The organism is Pseudomonas sp. S04, assembly GCF_009834545.1.
Lineage (GTDB): Bacteria > Pseudomonadota > Gammaproteobacteria > Pseudomonadales > Pseudomonadaceae > Aquipseudomonas.
On sequence record NZ_CP019427.1, the window covers coordinates 2104004 to 2127127 of the forward strand.

The window sequence follows — 23124 nt, forward strand, 5'->3', positions numbered from 1 at the left end:
GACTTGATGAGTATCGATACATGCCAGCGAAAGTAGTGGTTGTAGGTAGTTTGAACATGGACCTGGTGACCCGTGCGCCGCGCTTGCCCCGTGGCGGCGAAACCTTGATCGGGCAGTCGTTCGCCACGGTCTCGGGCGGCAAGGGCGCCAACCAGGCGGTGGCCGCGGCACGCCTGGGCGCGCAGGTGGCGATGGTCGGCTGTGTTGGCAGCGATGCCTATGGCAGGGAGCTGAGCGAGGCTTTGCTGGCCGAGCAGATTGATTGCCAGGCGCTCAGCACTGTCGAGGGTAGCAGTGGCGTGGCGCTGATTGTGGTCGACGACCTCAGTCAGAACGCAATCGTGATAGTAGCCGGTGCCAATAGCGCGTTGACGCCGCCCGTGGTCGATCAGTTTGACGCGGTCCTGCAGGCGGCCGATGTGCTGATCTGTCAGCTGGAAGTGCCGTATGACACGGTGGGGCACGTGCTGCGCCGTGGTCGTGAACTGGGCAAGACGGTGATCCTCAATCCGGCACCTGCCAGCGGTGCGCTGCCGGCGGAGTGGTACGCGAGCATCGACTACCTGATTCCCAACGAGAGCGAAGCCGCGGCGCTTAGCGGGCTGCCCGTGGATTCTCTGCAGACGGCCAAGGCTGCGGCGACCCAGTTGATCGCCATGGGGGCCGGCAAGGTCATCATCACCCTCGGCGCCGAGGGTTCGTTGTTTGCCAATGGCCAGGGTTTTCAGCACTTCCCGGCACCGCGGGTAAAGGCGCTCGACACCACGGCAGCTGGCGACACGTTTGTTGGTGGTTTTGCCGCGGCATTGGCCAGCGGCAAAAGCGAAGCCGAGGCCATTGGTTTTGGTCAGGTGGCGGCTGCGCTGTCGGTGACCCGTGCCGGCGCGCAACCTTCGATTCCTCGCCTGTCCGACGTTCAAGGATTTGTCGCGCCATGAAAAAGACCCCACTGCTCAACGTCGCCCTGTCGCGGCTGATCGCCTCGCTGGGACATGGCGACATGCTGGTGATCGGCGATGCCGGTCTGCCGGTGCCGCCCGGTGTCGAATTGATCGACCTGGCCCTGACCCAGGGCATTCCTGATTTTGTCAGCACCTTGAAGGTGGTGCTCAGCGAGATGCAGGTCGAAAGCCACGTGCTGGCCGAAGAAATCCTGCTCAAGCAGCCGCTGGCACTGCCGGTGCTCGAGGCGTTGACGGCCGAGGGAGCGATCGGCGAGCGGCGCTTGCTCAGTCACGAAGAATTCAAGCAACTCAGCCGCCGGGCACGGGCGATTGTGCGCACCGGCGAATGCCAGCCGTACAGCAACATCGTGCTGGTGGCCGGGGTGACGTTCTGAACCTGATCCGTTTCATTCACGCACAAGGAGTGCGCCATGCACCGCTATGCTCAACAGATTCATCATGTGCTCAGGAGCCTGCTGCTTTTGTCCCTGCTTACCGCTATAGCTTCTCACGCGGCACCCCGGATTGACCTGATCATCGACACCGACCCGGGTGCCGACGATGTGGTGGCGCTGCTGTTTGCCCTGGCATCGCCCGAGGAGCTGAACATTCGCGCCCTGACCACCGTTGCCGGTAACGTGCGCCTGGACAAGACCTCGCGCAACGCGCGGCTGGCCCGGGAGTGGGCAGGGCGCGAAGAGGTGCCGGTGTATGCCGGCGCGCCGAAGCCGCTGCTGCGCACGCCGATCTATGCCGAGGACATTCATGGCAAGGAAGGCTTGTCGGGGGTGGCGGTGCATGAGCCCAAGGCCGGGCTGACCGAAGGCCATGCGGTCAACTACCTGATCGACACCCTGCGTGCCGCCAAGCCCCACAGCATTACCATCGCCATGCTGGGGCCGCAGACCAACCTGGCACTGGCACTGATCCAGGCTCCGGACATCACGCAGGGCATCAAGGAAGTGGTGGTGATGGGGGGTGCCCACTTCAATGGCGGCAACATCACCCCGGTGGCCGAGTTCAACCTGTTCGCCGACCCGCAGGCGGCCGAGGTGGTGCAAAAGAGCGGCGTGAAGCTGACCTACCTGCCGCTGGACGTGACCCACAAGATCCTCACCAGCGAGGCGCGCCTGCGGCAGATTGCCGCGCTGAACAATAAGGCCAGCAAGCTGGTGGGCGATATTCTCAATGAATACGTCAAGGGCGACATGGAGCATTACGGCATGACAGGCGGCCCGGTGCATGACGCTACCGTGATCGCCTACCTGCTCAAGCCTGAGCTGTTCAGTGGGCGCGCCGTGAATGTCGTGGTCGACAGCCGCGAAGGCCCGACCTTCGGCCAGACCATCGTCGACTGGTATGACGGCCTCAAGGCGCCAAAAAATGCCTTCTGGGTGGAAAGCGGCGATGCCCAGGGCTTCTTCGACCTGCTGACCGAGCGCCTGGCGCGCCTGAAATAAGGCTTGTCCCCGTGGGTGCCAGCCTGCGGGGGTTACTCGCGCTCCAAGGCGCTACTGCCCTTGTGCTCGGAAGGGTACTTCTCGAAAATCTGGGCGATGAAGGTGTGGGCCGCGTCGGCCCCCAGTTCCTTGACCAGTAGATCGATACTGATGATTGCAAGCTCTTCCGGACTGCCAGGGCTATAGGAGCTATGACCCTGTGGCCATTTGGCTTTGATGTCGGCGTCGATACTTACGGTGGTCATGATGGCGCTCGTGAAGTCGGAAAAGTCTGAGAGAGGAGTTAACCATTTTGCCGCGCATTTGGCACTCCGACTTAGGCATCAAAGGAGGGCTATGCGACACTTGGTCTTTGATCACTGTCCAAGGACCCTGCTGTGCAGATTGATTTGAACACCCCGGGCGGCTTGAGCCTGGAGGCGGTACGCCAGTTGCTCGCGGCTGCCAGCGACGATGAGCACACCCAATTGCGGGTGACCAAGGGCGGTATCGCCTACATTTCCTCGGGCGTTGTCGGCGGCAGCGAGATCGACGGCCTGCTGTTTCGCCTGGAGACCTGGGCCAAGGGCTCGGGTTACGTCGGACGAATCGCCGCCAGCGATGAAGTGTGGGTCATGCAGATCTTCAACGCGCTGAAGGAGAACTGGCCCAATCCGCCCTACGACTACATCGACGTCTATTGAGACCTGTTCATATTCAGTGACGATTGTGCGCTGAACAGCGCGCGATGGCTCGGGCAAACTTGCGCGCTCGACGCGTTTGAGGGCAAGGTGATGGCCGCAACCATGAACCAAACGTCTCAATGGTGGTCGGTTGTCGCACGAATTCAGCTTAATTATTGTAAGGAGGCTTCATGCCTTGGAAGCTCGCGTCATTGGGTACTGTGCTGGCCGCGGTCATGTTGGCCGGTTGCAGCAGCACCACCGAGTCGGCAAAAGACCCCGTAGTGGCAGGGGCGGGCAGCGGTCGCTGTGAGGCCAAAGCCGCCGAATTCACCATCGGCAAGAAAGCTTCGCCACAATTGCTCGAAGAGGCTCGCACCCGTTCCGGCTCACAGAGCGCGCGGATCCTGCGGCCAAACGACATGATCACCCTGGAATACCGTTCCGATCGCTTGAACCTGAACACCGATGCTGGCCTGGTAATTACCCGGGTCAATTGCGGCTGACAGCGCAGCGGCTGGAATAACGCCCATAAAAAACCCCGTCACATGGACGGGGTTTTTTTAGTGCGCCGGGAAATTACTCTGGGCGAACTTGTGCAGCTTGCATACCCTTTTGGCCTTTCTCAGCCACGAAGGAAACGGTTTGGCCTTCTTTCAGGCTTTTGAAACCGTCGCTTTCGATAGCTTTGAAGTGTACGAACAGGTCGTCACCGCCACCTTGAGGAGTGATGAAGCCGAAGCCTTTTTCATCGTTGAACCATTTAACGGTGCCGGTTTGGCGATTAGACATGGTGTATCTCCAAGAAACATATATTTTCAGTAGTACTGTGCTGCTCAGGCCAACTGGGCACACCGGGGTATCATAGTCGAAATGTTCGACTTGGACCCCCCCCAGCAGCACGGTTTGCTCTGCCGTTGTGCTTTCTTTCTCGCTGAAATTGCCTGAAAGCCCCGGTTTACAAGGGTTTCAGCCAAAAATAAAAGCGATAAAAAAAGCTGTAAAACCTGCATAAATTGTTGGTTCTGGCAGTTTTTTCGCCGTTTCAGGCCACTTTTCGGGGTAAAAACACCCCCTCGAAACGCTGTTTACTGGGCCTTGCAGGCGGCAATTGCGACTTGCGCCTTTTTCACCAGTTCAGGTGAAGGCGGGGTCTGCTTGCTCATCAGTTGAGTGATTTCCTGGGTGGTGAACTTCTTGTTCAACTCGTCGGCACCGCAGGCGCAGTGTTTCTTCGCGTTTGCCTCGCCGATGGTTTGGGCGGCAGCCGGGGTGCAATCCTTCATGAAGGCATCACGCGCGCCTGCAGGCCAGGCTGCTTGGGCGCTAAGCGGAAGCAGCATGGCCAATGGCGCGGCAAGGGCAAAAAGACGGTTAAGGCGCATGACGGGAACTCCTGTGGGTCAGTAAGGTGTCGCGATTCTCAGGGCATTTGAGGGGGGTCGTACATCTCAAGTTCACTTGTGGCGGCAAATCCGCGCAAATCCGCGGCAACGCAACAAGCGCGCGGCGATGACCGTTCATCTGTGCTAGCATCCCACGCTTGGGAATTTTCAGGCCCTGGACGATGTATTCGCCAGGCGCGGTTGATACCCGAAGAACCCTGATTTGATCTCCAGTCACTCTGGTTCGGTTCCCGGTTGGCCGCAAGGCTCCTGCCGCTGTAAGGCAGGCGTTCATCATTGGATGGCCTGGACTGAATCGCGTACTGGCTGCTCATCCCAACCCACGTGACCTTTGGTAGGGGTCACCACTAGGAGAGGAGGCGCCATGCCCACTATTACTCTTCCCGACGGCAGTCAACGTTCGTTCGATCATCCGGTATCCGTAGCTGAAGTCGCGGCATCCATTGGTGCTGGCCTGGCCAAGGCCACCCTGGCCGGCAAGGTCAACGGCAAGCTGGTCGACGCCTGTGATGTCATCGACAGCGACGCCACCCTGCAAATCATCACGCCCAAAGATGAAGAGGGGCTGGAGATTATTCGCCACTCTTGCGCGCACCTGATTGGCCACGCGGTCAAGCAGCTGTACCCGACGGCGAAAATGGTGATCGGTCCGGTCATCGACGAAGGCTTCTATTACGATATCGCCTACGAGCGTCCTTTCACCCCGGACGACCTGGCGGCCATCGAACAGCGTATGCACCAGCTGATCGAGAAAGATTACGACGTAATCAAGAAAGTCACCCCGCGTGCCGGTGTGATCGACGTGTTCACCCAGCGTGGCGAAGACTACAAGCTGCGCCTGGTCGAGGACATGCCGAACGAGCAGGCCATGGGCCTGTACTATCACGAAGAATATGTCGACATGTGCCGCGGCCCGCACGTGCCGAACACCCGCTTCCTGAAGTCCTTCAAGCTGACCAAGCTGTCCGGCGCCTACTGGCGCGGTGATGCCAAGAACGAGCAGTTGCAGCGCGTCTACGGCACTGCCTGGGCTGACAAGAAGCAACTGGCAGCCTACATCCAGCGCATCGAAGAAGCCGAGAAGCGCGACCACCGCAAGATCGGCAAGCGCTTGAACCTGTTCCATCTCCAGGAAGAAGCACCGGGTATGGTGTTCTGGCACCCGAACGGCTGGACCCTGTACCAGGTGCTCGAGCAGTACATGCGCCAGGTGCAGCGCGACAACGGCTACCTGGAGATCAAGACTCCGCAGGTCGTTGACCGTAGCTTGTGGGAGAAATCCGGGCACTGGGCCAACTACGCCGACAACATGTTCACCACCCAGTCGGAAAACCGCGACTACGCCATCAAGCCAATGAACTGCCCATGCCACGTGCAGGTGTTCAACCAGGGCCTGAAGAGCTACCGCGAGTTGCCGATGCGCCTGGCCGAGTTCGGTGCCTGCCACCGGAACGAGCCATCGGGTGCGCTGCACGGCATCATGCGGGTGCGCGGCTTCACTCAGGACGACGCCCATATCTTCTGCACCGAAGAGCAGATGCAGGCCGAGTCCGCTGCGTTCATCAAGCTGACCATGGACGTTTATCGCGATTTCGGCTTCACCGAAGTCGAAATGAAGCTGTCCACTCGTCCGGAAAAACGCGTCGGTTCCGACGAGCTGTGGGATCGCGCCGAGTCGGCACTGGCCGCAGCGCTAGACAGCGCGGGCCTTGCGTACGATCTGCAGCCGGGTGAGGGTGCGTTCTACGGTCCGAAAATCGAGTTCTCGCTAAAAGATTGCCTCGGTCGCGTCTGGCAATGTGGTACCTTGCAGCTCGATTTTAACCTGCCGATCCGTCTGGGAGCCGAATACGTCTCCGAAGACAACAGTCGCAAGCACCCGGTCATGTTGCACCGGGCGATCCTGGGTTCCTTCGAGCGATTTGTCGGGATTCTGATCGAGCATTACGAGGGCGCGTTCCCTGCGTGGCTGGCTCCGACCCAGGCAGTGATCATGAATATCACTGATAAACAGGCAGATTTTGCCGCTGAAGTTGAAAAAACTCTCAATCAAAGCGGTTTTCGTGCCAAGTCCGACTTGAGAAATGAAAAGATCGGCTTTAAAATCCGCGAGCATACTTTGCTCAAGGTTCCCTATCTCTTGGTTATCGGAGATCGGGAAGTCGAGATGCAGACTGTCGCTGTGCGTACTCGTGAAGGTGCTGACCTGGGCTCGATGCCCGTCGCCCAGTTCGCTGAGTTTCTCGCGCAAGCGGTTTCCCGGCGTGGTCGCCCAGATTCGGAGTAATTATTATTAAGCGTGAAATGAGACAAGATAAACGAGCTGCACCGAAAGCCCCGATCAACGAGAATATCTCGGCACGCGAGGTTCGGTTAATTGGGGCTGAGGGCGAGCAGCTTGGGATTGTGTCAATTGAAGACGCGCTTCTTAAGGCTGAAGAAGCCAAGCTCGATTTGGTGGAAATTTCCGCCGATGCAGTACCTCCTGTCTGCAAGCTGATGGACTACGGCAAGTCGATCTTCGAAAAGAAGAAGCAGATTGCTGCGGCCAAGAAAAACCAGAAGCAGATCCAGGTTAAAGAAATCAAGTTTCGTCCAGGGACGGAGGAAGGGGATTACCAGGTAAAACTGCGCAACCTGGTACGTTTCCTGAGTGATGGGGACAGGGCCAAGGTATCCTTGCGATTCCGCGGCCGTGAGATGGCCCACCAGGAGCTGGGGATGGAACTCCTCAAGCGAGTTGAAGGTGACTTGCTCGAGTACGGTTCGGTCGAACAGCATCCTAAGATGGAAGGACGCCAACTGATCATGGTCATCGCCCCGAAAAAGAAGAAGTAATCATCAGGGCACGGCAGGCCTTCTGATTATGTTTATCAACTGAATGCGGAGTATCCGAACATGCCAAAAATGAAAACGAAAAGTGGTGCTGCTAAGCGGTTTCTGAAAACTGCTAACGGTATCAAGCACAAGCACGCTTTCAAGAGCCACATCCTGACTAAAATGTCGACCAAGCGTAAGCGTCAACTGCGCGGTAGCAGCTTGCTGCATCCGTCTGACGTGGCAAAAGTCGAGCGCATGCTGCGCCTTCGTTAATTTTAGTCAAGAATAGAGGAAGTAACTCATGGCTCGTGTAAAGCGTGGCGTCATTGCCCGTAAGCGTCACAAAAAAATTCTGAAACTTGCTAAAGGCTACTACGGCGCGCGTTCACGCGTATTCCGTGTTGCCAAGCAAGCGGTAATCAAGGCTGGCCAATACGCCTACCGTGACCGTCGTCAGAAAAAACGTCAGTTCCGCGCTCTGTGGATCGCTCGTATCAATGCTGGTGCTCGTGTTAACGGTCTGTCCTACAGCCGTTTCATCGCTGGCCTGAAAAAAGCGTCCATCGAAATCGACCGTAAGGTTCTGGCTGAACTGGCCGTGAACGAAAAAGCGGTGTTTGCTGCGATTGTCGAGAAAGCTAAAGCCACCTTGGCTTAAGTACCCCCGACAGTCACCCTGGGTTACTCCTGTAGCCCAAGGTGGTAAACGTCATAAATAGGGGAAGAGCCTTCAAGCTCTTCCCCTATTTTGTATCTGGAGTCTGTACATGGAAAACCTGGATGCGCTCGTCTCTCAAGCACTAGAGGCTGTGCAAAGCGCTGAAGATATCAATGCCCTGGAGCAAATCCGGGTTCACTACCTTGGCAAGAAGGGCGAGTTGACTCAGGTGATGAAGACCCTGGGGAATTTGCCGGCAGAAGAGCGTCCGCAAGTCGGCGCCCTGATCAACGTTGCCAAGGAGCGTGTCACAGAGGTTCTCAATGCGCGCAAGGTGCTGTTTGAAGCCGCCGACCTGGCTGCCAAACTGTCCGCCGAGTCCATTGACGTGACCCTGCCTGGCCGCGGCCAGACCTCAGGCGGTCTGCATCCGGTTACCCGGACTCTGGAACGTATCGAACAGTTCTTCACCCATATTGGCTACGGCATTGCCGAAGGCCCTGAGGTCGAAGACGACTATCACAACTTCGAGGCGCTCAACATCCCAGGCCACCACCCGGCCCGGTCGATGCACGACACCTTCTATTTCAACGCCAACATGCTGTTGCGCACCCATACCTCGCCGGTACAGGTCCGCACCATGGAGTCGAAACAGCCGCCGATCCGCATCGTCTGCCCAGGCCGTGTGTACCGTAGCGACTCGGATATCACCCACTCGCCGATGTTCCACCAGGTCGAAGGCCTGCTGGTCGATCGCGATATCAACTTCGCCGACCTCAAAGGCACCATCGAAGAGTTCCTGCGGGTGTTCTTCGAAAAAGAACTGGCCGTGCGTTTCCGTCCTTCGTACTTCCCGTTCACCGAGCCATCCGCTGAAGTCGACATGGAATGCGTGATGTGCAGCGGTAAAGGCTGCCGCGTCTGCAAGCAGACCGGCTGGCTGGAAGTGATGGGCTGCGGCATGGTGCACCCGAACGTGCTGCGCATGTCCGGCATTGATCCGGAAGAGTTCTCAGGCTTTGCCTTCGGCATGGGCGTGGAGCGTCTGGCCATGCTGCGTTACGGCGTGAACGACTTGCGTCTGTTCTTCGACAACGACTTGCGGTTCCTTGCGCAATTTCGCTAGTCGTAACGAATTTTTAGGAGAGCAGGATGAAATTCAGTGAACAATGGCTGCGCGGCTGGGTAAGCCCGCAGGTAAGTCGCGACGAGCTGGTTGCTCGTCTGTCGATGGCCGGTCTTGAGGTCGATAGCGTTACCCCGGCCGCCGGTGTGTTTAATGGCGTCGTAGTGGGCGAGGTGCTGAGCACCGAGCAACACCCGGACGCTGACAAGCTGCGCGTGTGCCAGGTCAGCAACGGTGCCGAAACCTTCCAGGTCGTGTGCGGAGCGCCGAACGTGCGCCCGGGCCTGAAGATTCCGTTCGCCATGATCGGTGCCGAACTGCCAGGTGACTTCAAGATCAAGAAAGCCAAGCTGCGTGGCGTCGAGTCCAACGGCATGTTGTGCTCGCAAGCCGAACTGCAGGTGGGCGAGGGCAATGACGGCCTGATGGAACTGCCGGCCGATGCGCCGGTAGGCGAAGACTTCCGGGTTTACCTGGGCCTGGAAGACGCCAGCATCGAGGTCGACCTGACCCCGAACCGCGGCGACTGCCTGTCCCTGGCTGGCCTGGCCCGTGAAGTGGGCGCGCTGTACGCCGCTGCGGTAACCCGTCCAGTGGTGGCTGCCGTGCCTGCCGTGCACGACGAAGTGCGCTCGGTAGAAGTGCTGGCACCCGCCGCCTGCCCGCGTTACCTGGGCCGGGTAATCCGTAACGTCGACCTGTCCAAGCCAACGCCGCTGTGGATGGTCGAGCGTCTGCGCCGCGCCGATGTGCGCAGCATCGATGCCGCCGTCGACATCACCAACTACGTGATGCTCGAGCTCGGCCAACCGCTGCATGCCTTCGATCTTGCCGAAATCAACGGCGGCATCCGCGTGCGCATGGCTGAAGAAGGCGAAAAACTGGTCCTGCTCGACGGTCAGGAAGTCAGCCTGCGCGCCGACACCCTGGTCATCGCCGACCATACCCGTGCCCTGGCAATCGCCGGTGTGATGGGTGGCGAGCACAGTGGCGTATCCGCCACGACGCGGGACATTTTCCTGGAAAGCGCGTTCTTCGACCAAATCGCGGTTGCTGGCAAGGCCCGTTCCTACGGCCTGCACACCGATGCCTCGCACCGCTACGAGCGCGGCGTGGACTGGCAACTGGCCCGTGAAGCCATGGAGCGCGCCACTGGCCTGCTGCTGGACATCACCGGCGGCGATGCCGGCCCGATCATCGAGACCGTCAACGCGCAGTACCTGCCGTCAATCGCGCCGATCACCCTGCGTGCCCAGCGCATCACCCAGATGCTCGGCATGGAAATGGATCCGGTCGAAGTCGAGCGGCTGCTCAGCGCCCTGGGCCTGACTATCGCGGCGGACGGGGCAGGGCAGTGGCGCGTTGAAGTGCCAAGCCATCGCTTCGATATCAGCCTGGAAGTCGACCTGATCGAAGAGCTGGCCCGCCTGTACGGCTACAACCGCCTGCCGGTCCGTTACCCGCAAGCGCGCCTGGCACCACAAGCCAAGGCCGAAGCTCGTAGCGACCTGCCTGAGTTGCGTCGTCTGCTGGTTGCCCGTGGTTACCAGGAAGCGATCACCTACAGCTTCATCGATCCGAAACAGTTTGAACTGTTCAATCCGGGCGTTGAACCGCTGCTGCTGGCCAACCCGATCTCCAACGACATGGCAGCCATGCGCTCGTCTTTGTGGCCTGGTCTGGTCAAAGCCCTGCAGCACAACCTGAACCGTCAGCAGGATCGCGTACGCCTGTTCGAAAGCGGCCTGCGTTTTGTCGGTCAGCTGGAAGGCCTGAAGCAAGAGCCGATGCTCGCCGGTGTAGTCTGCGGTAGCCGTCTGCCGGAAGGCTGGGCACAGGGCCGCGACGTGGTGGATTTCTTCGACGTCAAGGCAGACGTGGAAGCAGTGCTGGGCTTCGCCGGTGCGCTGGACTCGTTCACCTTCTCCCCGGGCAGCCACCCGGCATTGCACCCGGGTCAGACCGCGCGCATCGAGCGTGAAGGTCGCGAAGTCGGTTTCATCGGCGCGCTGCACCCCGAACTGTCGAAAACCCTCGGTCTCGACCGTCCGGTGTTCGTCTTCGAGCTGGTATTGGGCGAAGTGGCCTTGGGCAAAATGCCTAAATTCCACGAGTTATCGCGCTTTCCTGAAGTACGCCGTGACCTCGCGTTGCTGGCCGACGCAGGCGTTGCCGCCAGTGCCGTCATGGATGTAATCCGTGAAAATGCAGGCGAATGGCTGACAGACCTCAGGCTCTTTGACGTTTATCAGGGTAAAGGCATTGATCCTCATAGAAAAAGCCTTGCAGTTGGCTTGACCTGGCAGCATCCATCGCGCACTCTTAATGACGATGAGGTGAATACCACGACGCAAAACATCCTCACCTCGCTCGAACAAAGGTTGAACGCCACGTTAAGGAAGTGACGTATGGGGGCTCTGACGAAAGCTGAAATGGCGGAACGTCTGTATGAAGAGCTGGGCCTGAACAAACGGGAGGCCAAGGAATTGGTCGAACTGTTTTTTGAAGAAATCAGGCACGCTCTTGAAGACAACGAACAGGTGAAGTTGTCCGGTTTCGGCAACTTCGACCTTCGGGACAAACGCCAGCGGCCTGGCCGCAATCCGAAAACGGGAGAAGAAATCCCGATCACGGCTCGCCGTGTGGTCACCTTTCGTCCAGGGCAGAAGTTGAAGGCCCGAGTTGAGGCTTATGCTGGAACCAAGTCATAACGACGAGCTTCCCGTCATCCCAGGCAAACGCTACTTCACCATTGGTGAAGTCAGCGAGTTATGTGCGGTAAAACCGCACGTACTGCGCTATTGGGAGCAGGAGTTTCCTCAACTCAACCCCGTCAAACGCCGCGGAAACCGCCGGTATTATCAGCGCCAAGACGTGCTGATGATCCGGCAGATCCGTGCGTTGCTTTATGACCAGGGGTTCACCATCGGCGGCGCACGCTTGCGTTTGTCCGGCGATGAAGCCAAAGACGACACCACCCAGTACAAACAGATGATCCGCCAGATGATCTCCGAGCTCGAAGATGTACTGGTGGTCCTCAAGAAATAAAATTCTGCTTTTAAATACTTCCAGTTTTCAAGAGCTTGCGTTATATTCTTGAGCGTTCGTCGAGAACAGCAACAGGTAACACGCCTAGTCGGGGCGTAGCGCAGTCCGGTAGCGCACTAGCATGGGGTGCTAGGGGTCGAGTGTTCGAATCACTCCGTCCCGACCATATTTTTCAATGACTTAGCCCAATCTGAAAAGGTTGGGCTTTTTCATGTCTCGAAAAATACTCCCACATTTACTCCCACGGATATCTTGGATCTCGGTAGATATGCCACTTGAGAGGCGTTCGACTCTCGTTTCCCCGGGCAGCTCGTATCAGTGCAAGAGTCAGAAGGCGCGAGTAGGTTTGTTAAAGGGTTGCCGATTTGCAGATCGGTTGCGGTTGATGCTGAGTCGCGCCGCAAAGCGTGGTAAGCCGGAAGCCTGTAAATACAGTTAAGGTCGCTCTCTCCAAAGAACGTTTTGACTGGGCTTCAGCAAGGTGGTTTTAGCTCAAAAAACGAGTTATGCCCCATTTTCCTCCCTCATTCGCGCCGAGTGTGCGAGTGATCGCGAATGGCGATTTCTGACGGACTCAAGTATGGCAGTGGCTGGTATTCAGTACGCCTCCTTATACGGGCGAGCAACCCGTCTATGGCAAATCTTTGGTCGTTCGGAAGACGATATGGAGATGAGTGGATATCCTAAGTGCGGTCGGTGTGAGTCTGAAGCGTGTCGAGCTTACTCAGCGATGCCTGTGAATTTATCTCACCGATAAAAAAGATCGGTCTAGGGCAATAAAGAAGACAAACCGGCGCTACCATGATGGCAAAGTGTCATTGTTCTATTCGAGGATAGTCAGGTACGACGATTGACGATCCATAGCCAATACGCGTGCGCAATAGATGGCAGCTTGCGTGTACATGTCCCCGTTCGGCTTTATGAGCTAACGCTTAAGCACCACCTACTGGATCAGTTAGGAGGTTTTTCCCATTTGCTCCTTGAAGTGCTCGATACGATGTCCTTTCGTAGGATCGAATGGATGCTGGAACTTATAGGGCAACCTAATCTAGGTTCGATAAACCACTACACGCCAGCGAAGAGTTGTGAACTCCAAGACTGCGATCCACCTAACGCGAGGTGCTACGTTTGAAGGATTTATTGGCAGTCGATGAGTCAGAGGCGTCGGAAATTACGACTGATGCCAAGACGGCTAACCGACCTGCGCGTAACCAAGGAAAGGCACCCATCCTTCTACCCTCAGCAGAAGCCGAATACGTACCACCTGATTTCAGCGGGAGCCGGCGAACCAGGATTGGCTCGAGTTTCATTGAGCAGTTTGTTGCAGGACATGATGCAAGTGACGTCCTGCGCGAGCTTGTCCAAAACGAATATGACGGCGGCGGAGCTTCACTGACGCTAAACTTCGGAGGCCATTCGCTTGAGGTGGTCGGTACCGGACGAAATATAGAGCGCAATGGGTGGGAGCGGCTCTCTGTGATTGTCGGTACGGGCAATGTGCTGGGCAGCCGGCAAGAAGAGGTCGTGGCGCCGAAAGCAAATGGTATCGGCTCCAAGAATTTCGGATTACGTTCGTTGTTTCGTTTTGGCGATCAAATACACGTACGATCAGGCGGGCAGGTCGCATTGCTTGATCTTCAAACACAAGAAACAGGCCGTGAACGAGACCCGGTGTCGTCCCGGCGGAGGGGTGTTCGCGTTCACGTGCCTTATAGGCTTAAGTCGACAGAGCTGCTGGAGGCGTTTAGCGTCGAAAGAGAGGCGCATGCCCTCGATATGATGGCTGCAGGCATGCCGGACACGCTAGTCAAACTAGCACTTGCTGGAAAAAAAAGCGGACTGCGTGAGGTCATTATTCGATCGGTCCGCACTGGTCGCGTGCTTTATTGGAAACAAGACGCCAAACGCGAGCGCTCCTTTGCTGCGCGCGTCACTATGACGAAGAGGGCAGGTGCGCTCGTCGATCAAGATGGCAAGCGAATCCAGTTCCAGGAGGAGGAGTTTTTGCGGACGGTCGAAATTCCTGAAAGGTTTTCAGGACGATCTTTTCCGGCATATTACAGACAACCTGGCGGAAAGTTACGTATCGCGGTGTCGGTCCCGATCATTCGCCGGCGAATCGATCTCCGGCAGTTTGGTCACTTCTATTATCCATTGAAAGCACCCTCGTCCGTCACTGGTTGTGCCGTCAGTATCAGTGCTCCATTCGAACTCAACACGGATCGAAGCGGGATAAACGACCACGTCTGGAACGACTGGCTTATCGACCAAGCCGTCGAGCTGACACTTGATCTTCTCAAAACTGATTGGTTCGACAGATATGGCGCGGACGCATTCAAGGCACTCGTTAGCAACGGCAACCCCAGCTCGACGCGCTTTTCAAATGAAATAGCTCAGCGCCTTGCGACGGACGCTTGCTGGCCTACAGGGGATGCATCCAATCCTCACTTCGCCCGCGCGACTGAGATCGTGCTTCCTACGGATCCCGAGCTGCAAGGTTTTCTCAGTGCTAATCGCTATCTGGTCCCTAAGCTTTCGGGCGACGAGGCGTTGTCCAGCTTGGCGGTAGAATGCGGTGCCAAGCAATTCACAATTTCTTCGTTAGTAAGGCTGCGATGTGCAGGTGATGATTTAAAGGGTCTTGAGACCAAAATTGGCAACGACGCGAATTACTCCTTCACGAACTATCTTGGTGCCATGACCGGCATAGACATGCAGAAACGCCAAGCTTTGGCGTTGTCGGCTTATCCGCGACGATTGAGTAAGCTGAATAAAGCCGACTTGGGTAATACTGCTTCGACTTTGAATGCTGTTGGTGAACTCTTACCCGCTGTTCGACTGATGATCGTAAGCCCAGATCTTTGGATTGATTGCCCGGAACCTGTGGCCAACCGGCTCCATCCAGAACTCATTCAATGCAAATCAATTTCAAGTCACTGCCGTACATTCGACGAAGAGCAATGGCTGATTGACGCCGCTGGCCGCTCCGCCTCCGCAGTAGGCGATGACCGGGAGCGAGAAACGCTCTACCGGAAGTTACTGACCAGCGAGAAGCCGATTAGCCGTCTCGTTCTATCAGCATTACGCAACAATCCTATTGTCAAGAATCAGCGTGGTCAGTGGGTAGCGCCGTCCACCATGGTGTACCTCAAAAAGCCCTTGGCAACGCAGCTCGATGCGGCGATAGATGCCCCATCGAAGGAGATGGTTAAGGCGTCAGGATTGATCGCGCGCTTGCGGATTCGTAGTTCGCTAAGTGGCTCGGATCTCGTCCGTTACGCTCGATTGGTTGCCGAGCGTCCTGAGATAGCTGAACGATTTGAAAAGCTGCTTACCGAAAATTTCAATTTGCTCATTCCTGCGGTCGTAGATGAACTGCAGGTAATCCCCTGTCTGATGTCGCGATCAGGGCAGCCTACGGCTCCTTGCATGCTTCACCTCGACACGAGGGCCAATCGTTTATGCATCGATGACGACCACCGAATTGTCGGGGGGAGTCATGATCTGCTGTATCGTAAGCTGAAACTCTCAGTCGCACCAAGTTCGGAGATTTTGGTCGATATTCTCAATCGCCGTATGCAAGAGGGACGGGCTCCTAATCGGCCTGATTTGATATATCCGGCGCTTGTGGAGGCCATTAAGCGCGAGCGGCGCAACAAATCTGAATTTCTTAATATGCGGATTTGTTGGGTTCACGACGGCTTCTACCCGCCCTCCGAAATCCTAGTTGGTTCCAGGACGGCAACCCCGCTAGGCGAGGTGTTCCCTCTCTACAAACATTCCGACGCAGTCGGAGATGCATATTTTGCGCTTGGCGCTGCGAGTCAGCCTAATGATGCGCATTGGTCGCGCTTCTTCCGAAATGTGGCAGCCGCATGGGCAACTGACACCCACTTAACATCGGATAGACGGGCCATCCTACTAGAGGCTTACCGCCTACGTAGGAGCTTTGGCTTACCCTCAGGGCTTGAGGACGTTCGCTGCTTGATCGACGATCGAGCGCGACTCTTCACTCTTGGTGAGCTGCGTTCTGGAAAACTCCTCGAACCAGATTTTCCAGCACTCGAACAAGCACTTCGAAATGCCGACAGTGCCACCGGAGTCGTTGACAGAACCGAACACGTGCGCTCATTTTTTGCAGGTCTCGGCATTCGTCCACTGTCAGCAATCGCTGGTACAAGTGAGGCTGTACTCGGTTCTTCGTGTCGACCACCACTTTGGTTCAAGCCTAAACAGGCCGAGCGCGTCATCGCCATTCTGCATAGACCGCTTCTTGCGCGCGCACTGTTTGAAGTTGCCTATCGAAATCGGCATGGTCATTCAGGTTTCCAGCCAGCGTCACTTTCCATGATCAAAAGGGACCTCCTCAGTATTCGTGACATTGCTTTTTTTTCGAGTATGGAGCGTCGCTACAGCGTGGCTGGGACGAGCGTTGTCGTTCCTGCTCAGGTAGCGGTCAGTGCTGGGCAGGTCTGTGTCATTCCGCCAAAGACCAAAAGTAGATTTCAACTATTGCTTGCTGAAGCGCTTGCAGAAATCGCTGGCGCTACCAGCGTGGCGACGATGCGCAGCATCGCCAACGCATTTCTTCCGCTTCTTCTTTGTGGAACGCTTGAGGAGTTAAGAGAGTATCTAGAGCAGATGGGGCTTTCCAATAGCTTCCGATCGATCGCGGATGATGAGGAGGCCAACGAGCTCGAAGACGATGACGATGACGAAAGTGATGAGGATTTTGAGGAGCTTGCATTGCGTCAGGTCTTCGACAATCTCAACACCTCTGGTTCGACTAGCAGCGACGCGGTCCAGCCCGTTGATACAGCTACGCCGCGCATAATTAACGCTCCGCCTGCGCTTCCACCTGCGGCACCTACTTTCGCTTTGCCGAATCTCGAAGATGTCTTACTAACGGTCGCGCCGACCCAAGGAGTAGAAATCGAACTACGCGGAGGAGGGGGAGGTGGTGGCGGTGGAACCACGAATGTCTGGCTACCGCCCACGGCTGCGGAGAATGAACGGGCTAGTCGCGTGGGGCAACGTGGTGAGGAACTGGTCTATCGCATGGAGCTTCAGAAAGTACGAGATATGGGCTATGCGAAACCTGAGCTGTACGTCGTATGGACATCGCAAGACGATCCGGGTGCCGACCATGACATCCGCTCCATTGACATCAACGGGGAGCCGCGGTGGATTGAAGTGAAATCGACTACAGGTGTGGATGGCAGATTTGACTGGCCTCGCAGAGAGTTTGAAAAGGCACTGCGTGAGCGGGAGCGTTATGAGTTGTGGCGCGTTTATCGCGTCGCCGCTAAGGAACCCGTGGCAAAGTGCTTCACCAACCCATCGCGCATGCTTGGGGCGCGACAGATTACGCTTGAGCTCGGCAGTTTGCGCGCCAATATCGAGAAGTTGGTTGAGTCGTTCTAGGGCAATCGCATCATGACTCGCTGAATTCTTGCCCTTACGCCGCTACTGAACTCCGGTTGTGGTCTCTGATAAGAGTGACTGGCGAGATTTCGGAAAAATTACAAAAATACGAAGGCTACGCTCCAGATATCCCACCTTTACGATCTCTTAGGTTGGTAATTCTGATGTGTAGTGCTGAGGGCTGAGATTCATTGCAGCTAAAGCTGACATTTCATCCTGGCTGATCTACATTCTAGCCGTCCATCTGACTCAGGCGATCTTCATGCTGACTGGCTCCAATCACCTGTATGCAGCTTGCTATGCAGCATTGCCTATTATGAGGATGCGCAGGGCTTCAACTTGTCTGCGCGCGGGAAGACTGGGGCGTATCTCAGCCTGGGGAACCTCTGGCTCTGACTATCTAGTGATAGCGTGCGCGCCGAAGACATGCAACGTAATTTCAGGGGGTGACACGATTTGGATCTTTACTAAGCGTAATGTAATATCGCTGATGGAAACTGTTTCGGATGAGTTCTGGAAACGTTAACTTGTAATAGCGAAAATCCTAGCTGCCGCAAATTATTAGAAGGTATGGATACATGCAGGATAAGGCTCAAGATGGCACCGGTTTTTTTGACTCGGCGGTGATAAAAGTATCGGCGGTCATATTAGCTGTGGCAGTAATTTGTGCCGGAAGTGTCATTGTAATTTATAAAAAGCATTTTGCTGGCGACTATTTAGTCGATCATGCTGCATGGGGGCAGTTTGGTGATTTCTTTGGAGGGACCTTAAATCCGATACTCGCGATGCTGTCTTTGTTTGCGATATTAGGCGCTTTAATTATCCAGTCCCGAGAACTTTCTCATTCTACCTCTGCTCTGAAGGAACAAAGTGCTCATTTAAATGTTCAGGCGTTTGAAAATACCTTCTTTTCCATGGTCCTTCTTTATAATGAAAATGTCAAAACTTTAGATCTGGAAGATACTGAGAAAAAAGAGGATTATAATCAGGGGCGGGGAGCGTTTCGTATATTGCTGCGAAGACTCAAGATCAATTATGAGAACGTAAAGAAATATCATTCCACTGGTAGGGATGAGCGCGAAATAATTGCGCAGGCCTATAAGGTTTTTAGTGCTGATAACGATAGGTTTATTGGGCACTACGTGGGATCTCTAAAAAGCATTATTGATTTCATAGAGGTGCGAAGCCCTAGCAATCCGTTGCAATACTACTCGATTGTTAATGCGCAGTTATCCGCAAATGAACGGCTTCTTATTTTTTACCATTCGCTGAATTGTGGTGGATCGTTAGCATTAGATAATTTAAATAAATATAACTTTTTTGGAGATATTTCAAAGCAGTTGTATTTTGATGCAGATCTTCATTCTTCTTTGGTAGTTAATCCCATTTAGTTGAGTTTTTAATTATGAATCCAAGTCAGCAATTGGCCACGAAGTCTACGAGCGTTAGTGAACTTATAAAGTCTACCTATTTTGTGGTACCTCCTAATCAGCGCGAATACAGATGGGGTTTTGAACAGCTCGAGAAGCTGTGGGATGACTTGATTACTGCTGTCAAGGAGCAAGGGCCTGGTGGTAATGCAATTGGTCACTTTTTAGGTGCGATTGTGGTGATTGGTCAAGAGCAGTCTCACGATAGCGCGAGATGGGAGATAATTGATGGGCAACAGCGGTTGACTACCATCACAATTCTTTCGGAGTGTTTGCGATCTTATACTTCCGAGATAATGGATCAAAAGATTCGCTTGAAGCTTGAGCATGTTTTGCTTGATTGTGTTGTGGCGCCAAATGCCGGTTTTGTTCCCCGCCTAAAGTTGAATAGGGAAGATGATTTTTACTGCAATAGTTTATTCGAAAACCCTTCGGTCGAATCTAAGCGAGAGTATTGGGATAGAGCGGGTGATAAAAAATCCGAGGTTCAGGCCAATATTATTAGGGCGTTCGATTTTTTCTACAGCTCTATAGAAGAAGAGTTGAAAGGCAAAGATTCAGAGGAGAGGCAATCTCGGATAAGAGATCTGGTAGAGACTTTGACCGAGTTTTTTTATGTTTTGGTAGTTCGTACTGCTAATTTATCATTGGCATATCGCTTGTTTGAGACATTAAACGAGCGGGGGTTAGATTTGTCTCAAGCTGATCTTATTAAAAATGTCTTGTTGGAGCATGCAGTGTCCTCCGGCGGAAATGTAGTGGAAAGCGTTACAAGATTGTGGGATGTCTTTATAGATAATTCGGAAAGTCAGCCTGATAATAAGAAGCTAGATTTGCCTCAGTTAATTCAATTTTCTTTTACGTATCGTCATGAGCGGGTTAAAAAGGAGATGATATTTGAAGAGGTTTCTAAGGTGCTTTCGTCAACTACAATACGGGCACTCGATTTTGCACAAGAGTTTAGTAAGGACTCCTTGAATTGGCGGCAGTTCCTACTTGGTGATTTAAAAGGGTGGGATGTCGAGTTAGAAGATTTGAGGTACGCAATTGTAGATCCATTATGGAAGTCGCACTGCGCTTCTTTCATCATGGCAATAATGGATAAGCACGGCGAAAATGTCGTCGCTCTTAAGAAGTATCTAGTTCTTGCTGAGAACTACTTGTTTAGACAGGGGCTTATTGCAAAAGACTCTGTGGGTTCGTTGCAAGAGTTTTTTGGAGAGGCATCCGCGATGGTAAGAGCGGATTTGTCACTCGCAGAAGTGTCGAATTATTTCTCGAGAAAAAGTTCGGATGAGCGGTTCGTGGAGAATTTCTCAAGAGCTGCTGTGAGCAATATTAGGCAAGCATTTTACATAATTTGGAAAATAGAAAATTACATCAAACCAGTTTTGGATACGAGGCCGCGTAACAATAATGCTTCCCAGAGAGTAGAGTTTATAATGCCAAAGAAGCCAGGGGTGGAGTGGCTGGGAGTGCAAGAAAAAGAAGGTTATAGTGGATACTTAAATAGAATTGGCAATCTTCTTATGCTTCCTCATGATGTCAATCAGACAGTGAAGAACAAGGCTCTGTCTGTAAAATTTGAGAATGATGATAATTTGGACTATTTGCGAAGTGGCTTAAGCTTGCCAGTCAGTGTGGCGAAAAATACTCACAGTTGGCTGGAGAAAGGGGAGTGGACTTTTGAAAGTATTGCCAAGCGACAATTGTATCTTGCTGAAACCTATGCAAAAAATGTTTGGCCTCTAAAGTTTGAGGAGTGATATTTTCTTTCAATGATTGTGGTGTAGCCCTATGTTCTCCTGTTATGGTAATGGACATAGGGCAATCGATTAGTATTAGTTAAATACAGCGGAGCAGTGCAATCGCCGCTGTTGATAAAAGTTTGGTCCAGTCTACTGACTGGGGTGACAGATGCGCGGACAGCTTGAGTTGAGGCAACCAGGATGCCATCTTCTTCGGTGTAGACCCTGTAAGTTATCGTAGTGGGGAAATCGCCGCAAACTACATCGCAGTGGTTCTACACTGTGCGCTTACCCACGGCTCTTCAGGCCATTCCTCGATTCTATTTGGCGTTCCAAACTAAGTCGTCACGCGTCTTCCGAAATGGCGTATCGTTTCGTTAGCAACGAGTGCGGTTGTAACAAGCTCGTTTTAGTGCCTTTTTTTTTCTTCGCCTGTTACTCTGACGTTGGAACTTTAGATTCGTAAACGAAAGGACGCCAAGGATGAATATTAAGCCCGTTCATGCTGCTGTAGGAGATGTTTTTGGAGATAAGACGGTTTTCTCCGTCCCTAAATATCAGAGAGGCTATGCTTGGGATTCTGATTCCGTTCAAGATTTCATTGCTGATGTGGATGTATGTTATCGCTCGCGTGTAGGTGGAGCGCATCGTGAGCATTTCCTTGGCGGTATTCTTAGCATTAAAAGTGATATTGAGGGGGTTGCTAATGCTGTCCATTATCAGCTAGTTGATGGTCAGCAGCGAATAACGACAATTGTGTTGTTCGGGTATGCTCTGATGGACGTCTTTAGTGAACTCGCGGGTTTTCTTGATGATCTCGAACTCAGGAAAAGGGTTGAGCACTATGTAAAAAATCTCAAGATATCATTTGTTACTCACGAGCAGGTGGTTAATCGAGTTGTCACAAGTGCCAATGTTCTGACCTTGTCTAAGAAAGATGAGGGTTATTTTCGAGGTTTATTGGCAGGAAACGAACCAGATTGTGAAATTGACTCGCATGAAAAGTTATTATCCGCGATGGGTAAAGTTGTTGCGTATTTGAAAGAAGTACAAAATCAATGTGGCGATTTTGCCGCTAAAGTTGACGCTCTCGAGCAGGTGCATGATGTATTGCTCAGCGATTTTTCAATGCTTCATATGGTCGCGGAGAACAAACCAGATGCATATAGATTATTCCAGGTAATTAACGATCGGGGCGTTTCGCTGACAGATGGAGATTTGCTAAGGGTTAAGACCTTGGAGCTTTTGGAAGATTATGGTGATGAGCAGTTAGCGGCTGAACAAATTTGGGACGATATACTGTCGGACAAGCCAAATAAAACGTATGATTTTTTACAATGGATATATGAGTCTCATGCATATAGACGAGCTAGGTCTGGTGCACTCGCTGATGTATATATGGAGGCATTTTTCGAAGGGTTGGCACCAGGCGGAGTAAAAAAGAAAGATGCAAAATATATCATCGCGCAGCTAAAAGTTATTCATGCAGATGTGGAGCGCTGCAGAGCTTTTACAAAGGGTGAGTGGATATTTGCAGATCAAAGGCCTGTGACCCCCTGGGATAGAGCCCGGTTGGCAAGCTTGGTCGTTCATTTAGGGCACACTCTCAGTGTTCCTCTATTGCTGGCTGCAAGTGAACTGGGTCATGTTAAGTTCAGAGATATTGTTTTAATGCTTGAGCGAGCATTTTTCAGGTATAAAATTATTTGCAATGAGCATGTAACTCCGCTAAAGGGGCTTTATTATTCAGAATGTGAAGTCATACGTACTCAAGGTACTGCGTATAGCGTAAATTCACTAAGGCAGAAGCTAGGGGGCTTGCTTGAGCAGCGTGCACCATTACATAACTTTATCAATGGTTTGATGTCGTTGCATTATCAAAGCAAAACAGGAGGCAATAAAAACATAAAGCATTTTCTGATGATGCTTGATTCCTATTACGCTTGGTACGAGAGTGGGGCGGTAGGCGTGCCCAAATGCCTTGAAGGACATAGATTGTTGGATTTTGGGGAGACATCTATTGAACATGTATATCCAAAAAATGCAAAAGCAGCAGATATCGATATAGAGATGGAGCCTAGAAAAAATTCCATTGGCAATCTAACTATTCTTGATCCGGAGATAAACTCAATGGCCGATAACGATAATTTTACGGCTAAACGAGGTGTCTTCAAATCCTCGTCGATTGCGTTAAATCAAAAAATCGGCAAGAAGCTCAAGTGGAATTTGAAAGCTTCTGTTGAGTATGAAAGGAATGTACTGGAAATGGCGCGCCATATCTTCGTTGTGTAGTGTGAATCGTGCCGGCGGTGCTTGTAAGTTATCAAGTGCGTCCTGTTCCGTCGGCGTCAAATTACTAAGGCTAAAGGGAATATGGATCCTATCGTTAGTTTTAAGA

At 53.5% G+C, this 23124-nt stretch carries 20 protein-coding genes and 1 tRNA gene; 18 read left to right on the forward strand and 3 right to left on the reverse strand.

Annotated elements, in window-relative coordinates:
* The first annotated feature begins 20 nt into the window (after positions 1 to 20).
* Genes rbsK through PspS04_RS09470 form a run of 3 tightly spaced genes read left to right on the forward strand, consistent with a single transcriptional unit; the run spans position 21 to position 2404 of the window.
* Entirely contained in the window at positions 21 to 938 is a 918-nt protein-coding gene (gene rbsK / locus PspS04_RS09460) for a ribokinase (protein ID WP_159994794.1), read from the forward strand.
* Entirely contained in the window at positions 935 to 1339 is a 405-nt protein-coding gene (rbsD, locus tag PspS04_RS09465; RefSeq protein WP_095169250.1) for a D-ribose pyranase, read from the forward strand. The genes rbsK and rbsD overlap by 4 nt, the downstream gene beginning before the upstream one ends.
* A 36-nt stretch (positions 1340 to 1375) precedes the next feature.
* On the forward strand, positions 1376 to 2404 hold the full coding sequence (locus PspS04_RS09470; RefSeq protein WP_159994796.1) for a nucleoside hydrolase: 1029 nt from the start codon (positions 1376 to 1378) through the stop codon (positions 2402 to 2404).
* Positions 2405 to 2436: 32 nt separating this feature from the next.
* On the opposite strand, the gene PspS04_RS09475 is transcribed toward PspS04_RS09470, so the two are convergent.
* The gene (locus PspS04_RS09475; RefSeq protein WP_095169248.1) at positions 2437 to 2649 is read right to left on the reverse strand and encodes a hypothetical protein; all 213 of its coding nucleotides are present in this window, start codon (positions 2647 to 2649) and stop codon (positions 2437 to 2439) included.
* 132 nt (positions 2650 to 2781) lie between these two features.
* Between PspS04_RS09475 and PspS04_RS09480 the strand changes: the two genes are divergently transcribed.
* Both PspS04_RS09480 and PspS04_RS09485 read left to right on the forward strand, forming a co-directional pair.
* Positions 2782 to 3087 (forward strand): hypothetical protein, encoded by a 306-nt coding sequence (locus PspS04_RS09480; protein WP_095169247.1) that lies wholly within the window; start codon positions 2782 to 2784, stop codon positions 3085 to 3087.
* A 170-nt stretch (positions 3088 to 3257) separates the two neighbouring features.
* Entirely contained in the window at positions 3258 to 3572 is a 315-nt protein-coding gene (locus PspS04_RS09485) for an I78 family peptidase inhibitor (RefSeq protein ID WP_095169246.1), read from the forward strand.
* Between the two features lie 73 nt (positions 3573 to 3645).
* Here the strand turns inward: PspS04_RS09485 and PspS04_RS09490 are convergent, their stop codons facing one another.
* Positions 3646 to 3858, reverse strand: a complete 213-nt coding sequence (locus tag PspS04_RS09490) for a cold-shock protein (protein WP_003179963.1) — start codon at positions 3856 to 3858, stop codon at positions 3646 to 3648.
* 296 nt (positions 3859 to 4154) lie between these two features.
* Positions 4155 to 4451 (reverse strand): hypothetical protein, encoded by a 297-nt coding sequence (locus PspS04_RS09495; protein WP_159994798.1) that lies wholly within the window; start codon positions 4449 to 4451, stop codon positions 4155 to 4157.
* Between the two features lie 385 nt (positions 4452 to 4836).
* Here PspS04_RS09495 and thrS point away from each other — a divergent pair, with 385 nt between their 5' ends.
* From thrS to PspS04_RS09560, 13 genes are all read left to right on the forward strand, one after another.
* Entirely contained in the window at positions 4837 to 6759 is a 1923-nt protein-coding gene (gene thrS, locus PspS04_RS09500) for a threonine--tRNA ligase (RefSeq protein WP_095169244.1), read from the forward strand.
* Entirely contained in the window at positions 6759 to 7310 is a 552-nt protein-coding gene (gene infC / locus PspS04_RS09505; protein ID WP_172435341.1) for a translation initiation factor IF-3, read from the forward strand. Before thrS ends, infC begins: the two co-directional genes overlap by 1 nt.
* A 60-nt stretch (positions 7311 to 7370) precedes the next feature.
* Entirely contained in the window at positions 7371 to 7565 is a 195-nt protein-coding gene (gene rpmI / locus PspS04_RS09510; RefSeq protein ID WP_002553160.1) for a 50S ribosomal protein L35, read from the forward strand.
* A gap of 28 nt (positions 7566 to 7593) precedes the next feature.
* Positions 7594 to 7950, forward strand: a complete 357-nt coding sequence (rplT, locus tag PspS04_RS09515) for a 50S ribosomal protein L20 (RefSeq protein ID WP_003174975.1) — start codon at positions 7594 to 7596, stop codon at positions 7948 to 7950.
* Between the two features lie 109 nt (positions 7951 to 8059).
* Complete coding sequence (gene pheS / locus PspS04_RS09520; RefSeq protein WP_095169243.1) at positions 8060 to 9076, forward strand: phenylalanine--tRNA ligase subunit alpha; 1017 nt, start codon at positions 8060 to 8062, stop codon at positions 9074 to 9076.
* A gap of 26 nt (positions 9077 to 9102) precedes the next feature.
* Complete coding sequence (gene pheT / locus PspS04_RS09525) at positions 9103 to 11481, forward strand: phenylalanine--tRNA ligase subunit beta (RefSeq protein ID WP_159994800.1); 2379 nt, start codon at positions 9103 to 9105, stop codon at positions 11479 to 11481.
* 3 nt (positions 11482 to 11484) lie between these two features.
* Positions 11485 to 11787 (forward strand): integration host factor subunit alpha, encoded by a 303-nt coding sequence (gene ihfA / locus PspS04_RS09530; protein WP_002553164.1) that lies wholly within the window; start codon positions 11485 to 11487, stop codon positions 11785 to 11787.
* Positions 11768 to 12124 carry a MerR family transcriptional regulator gene (locus PspS04_RS09535; protein ID WP_027620568.1) on the forward strand — a complete coding sequence of 119 codons (357 nt, stop codon included), beginning with the start codon at positions 11768 to 11770 and terminating at the stop codon, positions 12122 to 12124. The genes ihfA and PspS04_RS09535 overlap by 20 nt, the downstream gene beginning before the upstream one ends.
* An 89-nt stretch (positions 12125 to 12213) precedes the next feature.
* A tRNA-Pro gene (locus PspS04_RS09540) sits at positions 12214 to 12290 on the forward strand.
* Between the two features lie 962 nt (positions 12291 to 13252).
* Positions 13253 to 17548 carry a DUF3883 domain-containing protein gene (locus PspS04_RS09545; protein ID WP_159994802.1) on the forward strand — a complete coding sequence of 1432 codons (4296 nt, stop codon included), beginning with the start codon at positions 13253 to 13255 and terminating at the stop codon, positions 17546 to 17548.
* Between the two features lie 578 nt (positions 17549 to 18126).
* Positions 18127 to 18939, forward strand: coding sequence for a putative phage abortive infection protein (locus tag PspS04_RS09550; RefSeq protein ID WP_159994804.1), 813 nt, complete (start codon positions 18127 to 18129; stop codon positions 18937 to 18939).
* 14 nt (positions 18940 to 18953) lie between these two features.
* Positions 18954 to 20744 (forward strand): DUF262 domain-containing protein, encoded by a 1791-nt coding sequence (locus PspS04_RS09555; protein WP_159994806.1) that lies wholly within the window; start codon positions 18954 to 18956, stop codon positions 20742 to 20744.
* A gap of 465 nt (positions 20745 to 21209) precedes the next feature.
* Positions 21210 to 23018, forward strand: coding sequence for a DUF262 domain-containing protein (locus PspS04_RS09560; protein ID WP_159994808.1), 1809 nt, complete (start codon positions 21210 to 21212; stop codon positions 23016 to 23018).
* The last annotated feature ends 106 nt before the right edge of the window (positions 23019 to 23124 follow it).

What these genes read in the sequence shown, in the direction of transcription:
- rbsK (WP_159994794.1), top strand. Translation starts at nt 21, where the DNA reads ATGCCAGCGAAAGTAGTGGTTGTAGGTAGTTTGAACATGGACCTGGTG.
- rbsD (WP_095169250.1), top strand. Translation starts at nt 935, where the DNA reads ATGAAAAAGACCCCACTGCTCAACGTCGCCCTGTCGCGGCTGATCGCC.
- PspS04_RS09470 (WP_159994796.1), top strand. Translation starts at nt 1,376, where the DNA reads ATGCACCGCTATGCTCAACAGATTCATCATGTGCTCAGGAGCCTGCTG.
- PspS04_RS09475 (WP_095169248.1), bottom strand. Translation starts at nt 2,649, where the DNA reads ATGACCACCGTAAGTATCGACGCCGACATCAAAGCCAAATGGCCACAG.
- PspS04_RS09485 (WP_095169246.1), top strand. Translation starts at nt 3,258, where the DNA reads ATGCCTTGGAAGCTCGCGTCATTGGGTACTGTGCTGGCCGCGGTCATG.
- PspS04_RS09490 (WP_003179963.1), bottom strand. Translation starts at nt 3,858, where the DNA reads ATGTCTAATCGCCAAACCGGCACCGTTAAATGGTTCAACGATGAAAAA.
- PspS04_RS09495 (WP_159994798.1), bottom strand. Translation starts at nt 4,451, where the DNA reads ATGCGCCTTAACCGTCTTTTTGCCCTTGCCGCGCCATTGGCCATGCTG.
- thrS (WP_095169244.1), top strand. Translation starts at nt 4,837, where the DNA reads ATGCCCACTATTACTCTTCCCGACGGCAGTCAACGTTCGTTCGATCAT.
- rpmI (WP_002553160.1), top strand. Translation starts at nt 7,371, where the DNA reads ATGCCAAAAATGAAAACGAAAAGTGGTGCTGCTAAGCGGTTTCTGAAA.
- rplT (WP_003174975.1), top strand. Translation starts at nt 7,594, where the DNA reads ATGGCTCGTGTAAAGCGTGGCGTCATTGCCCGTAAGCGTCACAAAAAA.
- pheS (WP_095169243.1), top strand. Translation starts at nt 8,060, where the DNA reads ATGGAAAACCTGGATGCGCTCGTCTCTCAAGCACTAGAGGCTGTGCAA.
- pheT (WP_159994800.1), top strand. Translation starts at nt 9,103, where the DNA reads ATGAAATTCAGTGAACAATGGCTGCGCGGCTGGGTAAGCCCGCAGGTA.
- ihfA (WP_002553164.1), top strand. Translation starts at nt 11,485, where the DNA reads ATGGGGGCTCTGACGAAAGCTGAAATGGCGGAACGTCTGTATGAAGAG.
- PspS04_RS09535 (WP_027620568.1), top strand. Translation starts at nt 11,768, where the DNA reads ATGCTGGAACCAAGTCATAACGACGAGCTTCCCGTCATCCCAGGCAAA.
- PspS04_RS09550 (WP_159994804.1), top strand. Translation starts at nt 18,127, where the DNA reads ATGCAGGATAAGGCTCAAGATGGCACCGGTTTTTTTGACTCGGCGGTG.
- PspS04_RS09555 (WP_159994806.1), top strand. Translation starts at nt 18,954, where the DNA reads ATGAATCCAAGTCAGCAATTGGCCACGAAGTCTACGAGCGTTAGTGAA.
- PspS04_RS09560 (WP_159994808.1), top strand. Translation starts at nt 21,210, where the DNA reads ATGAATATTAAGCCCGTTCATGCTGCTGTAGGAGATGTTTTTGGAGAT.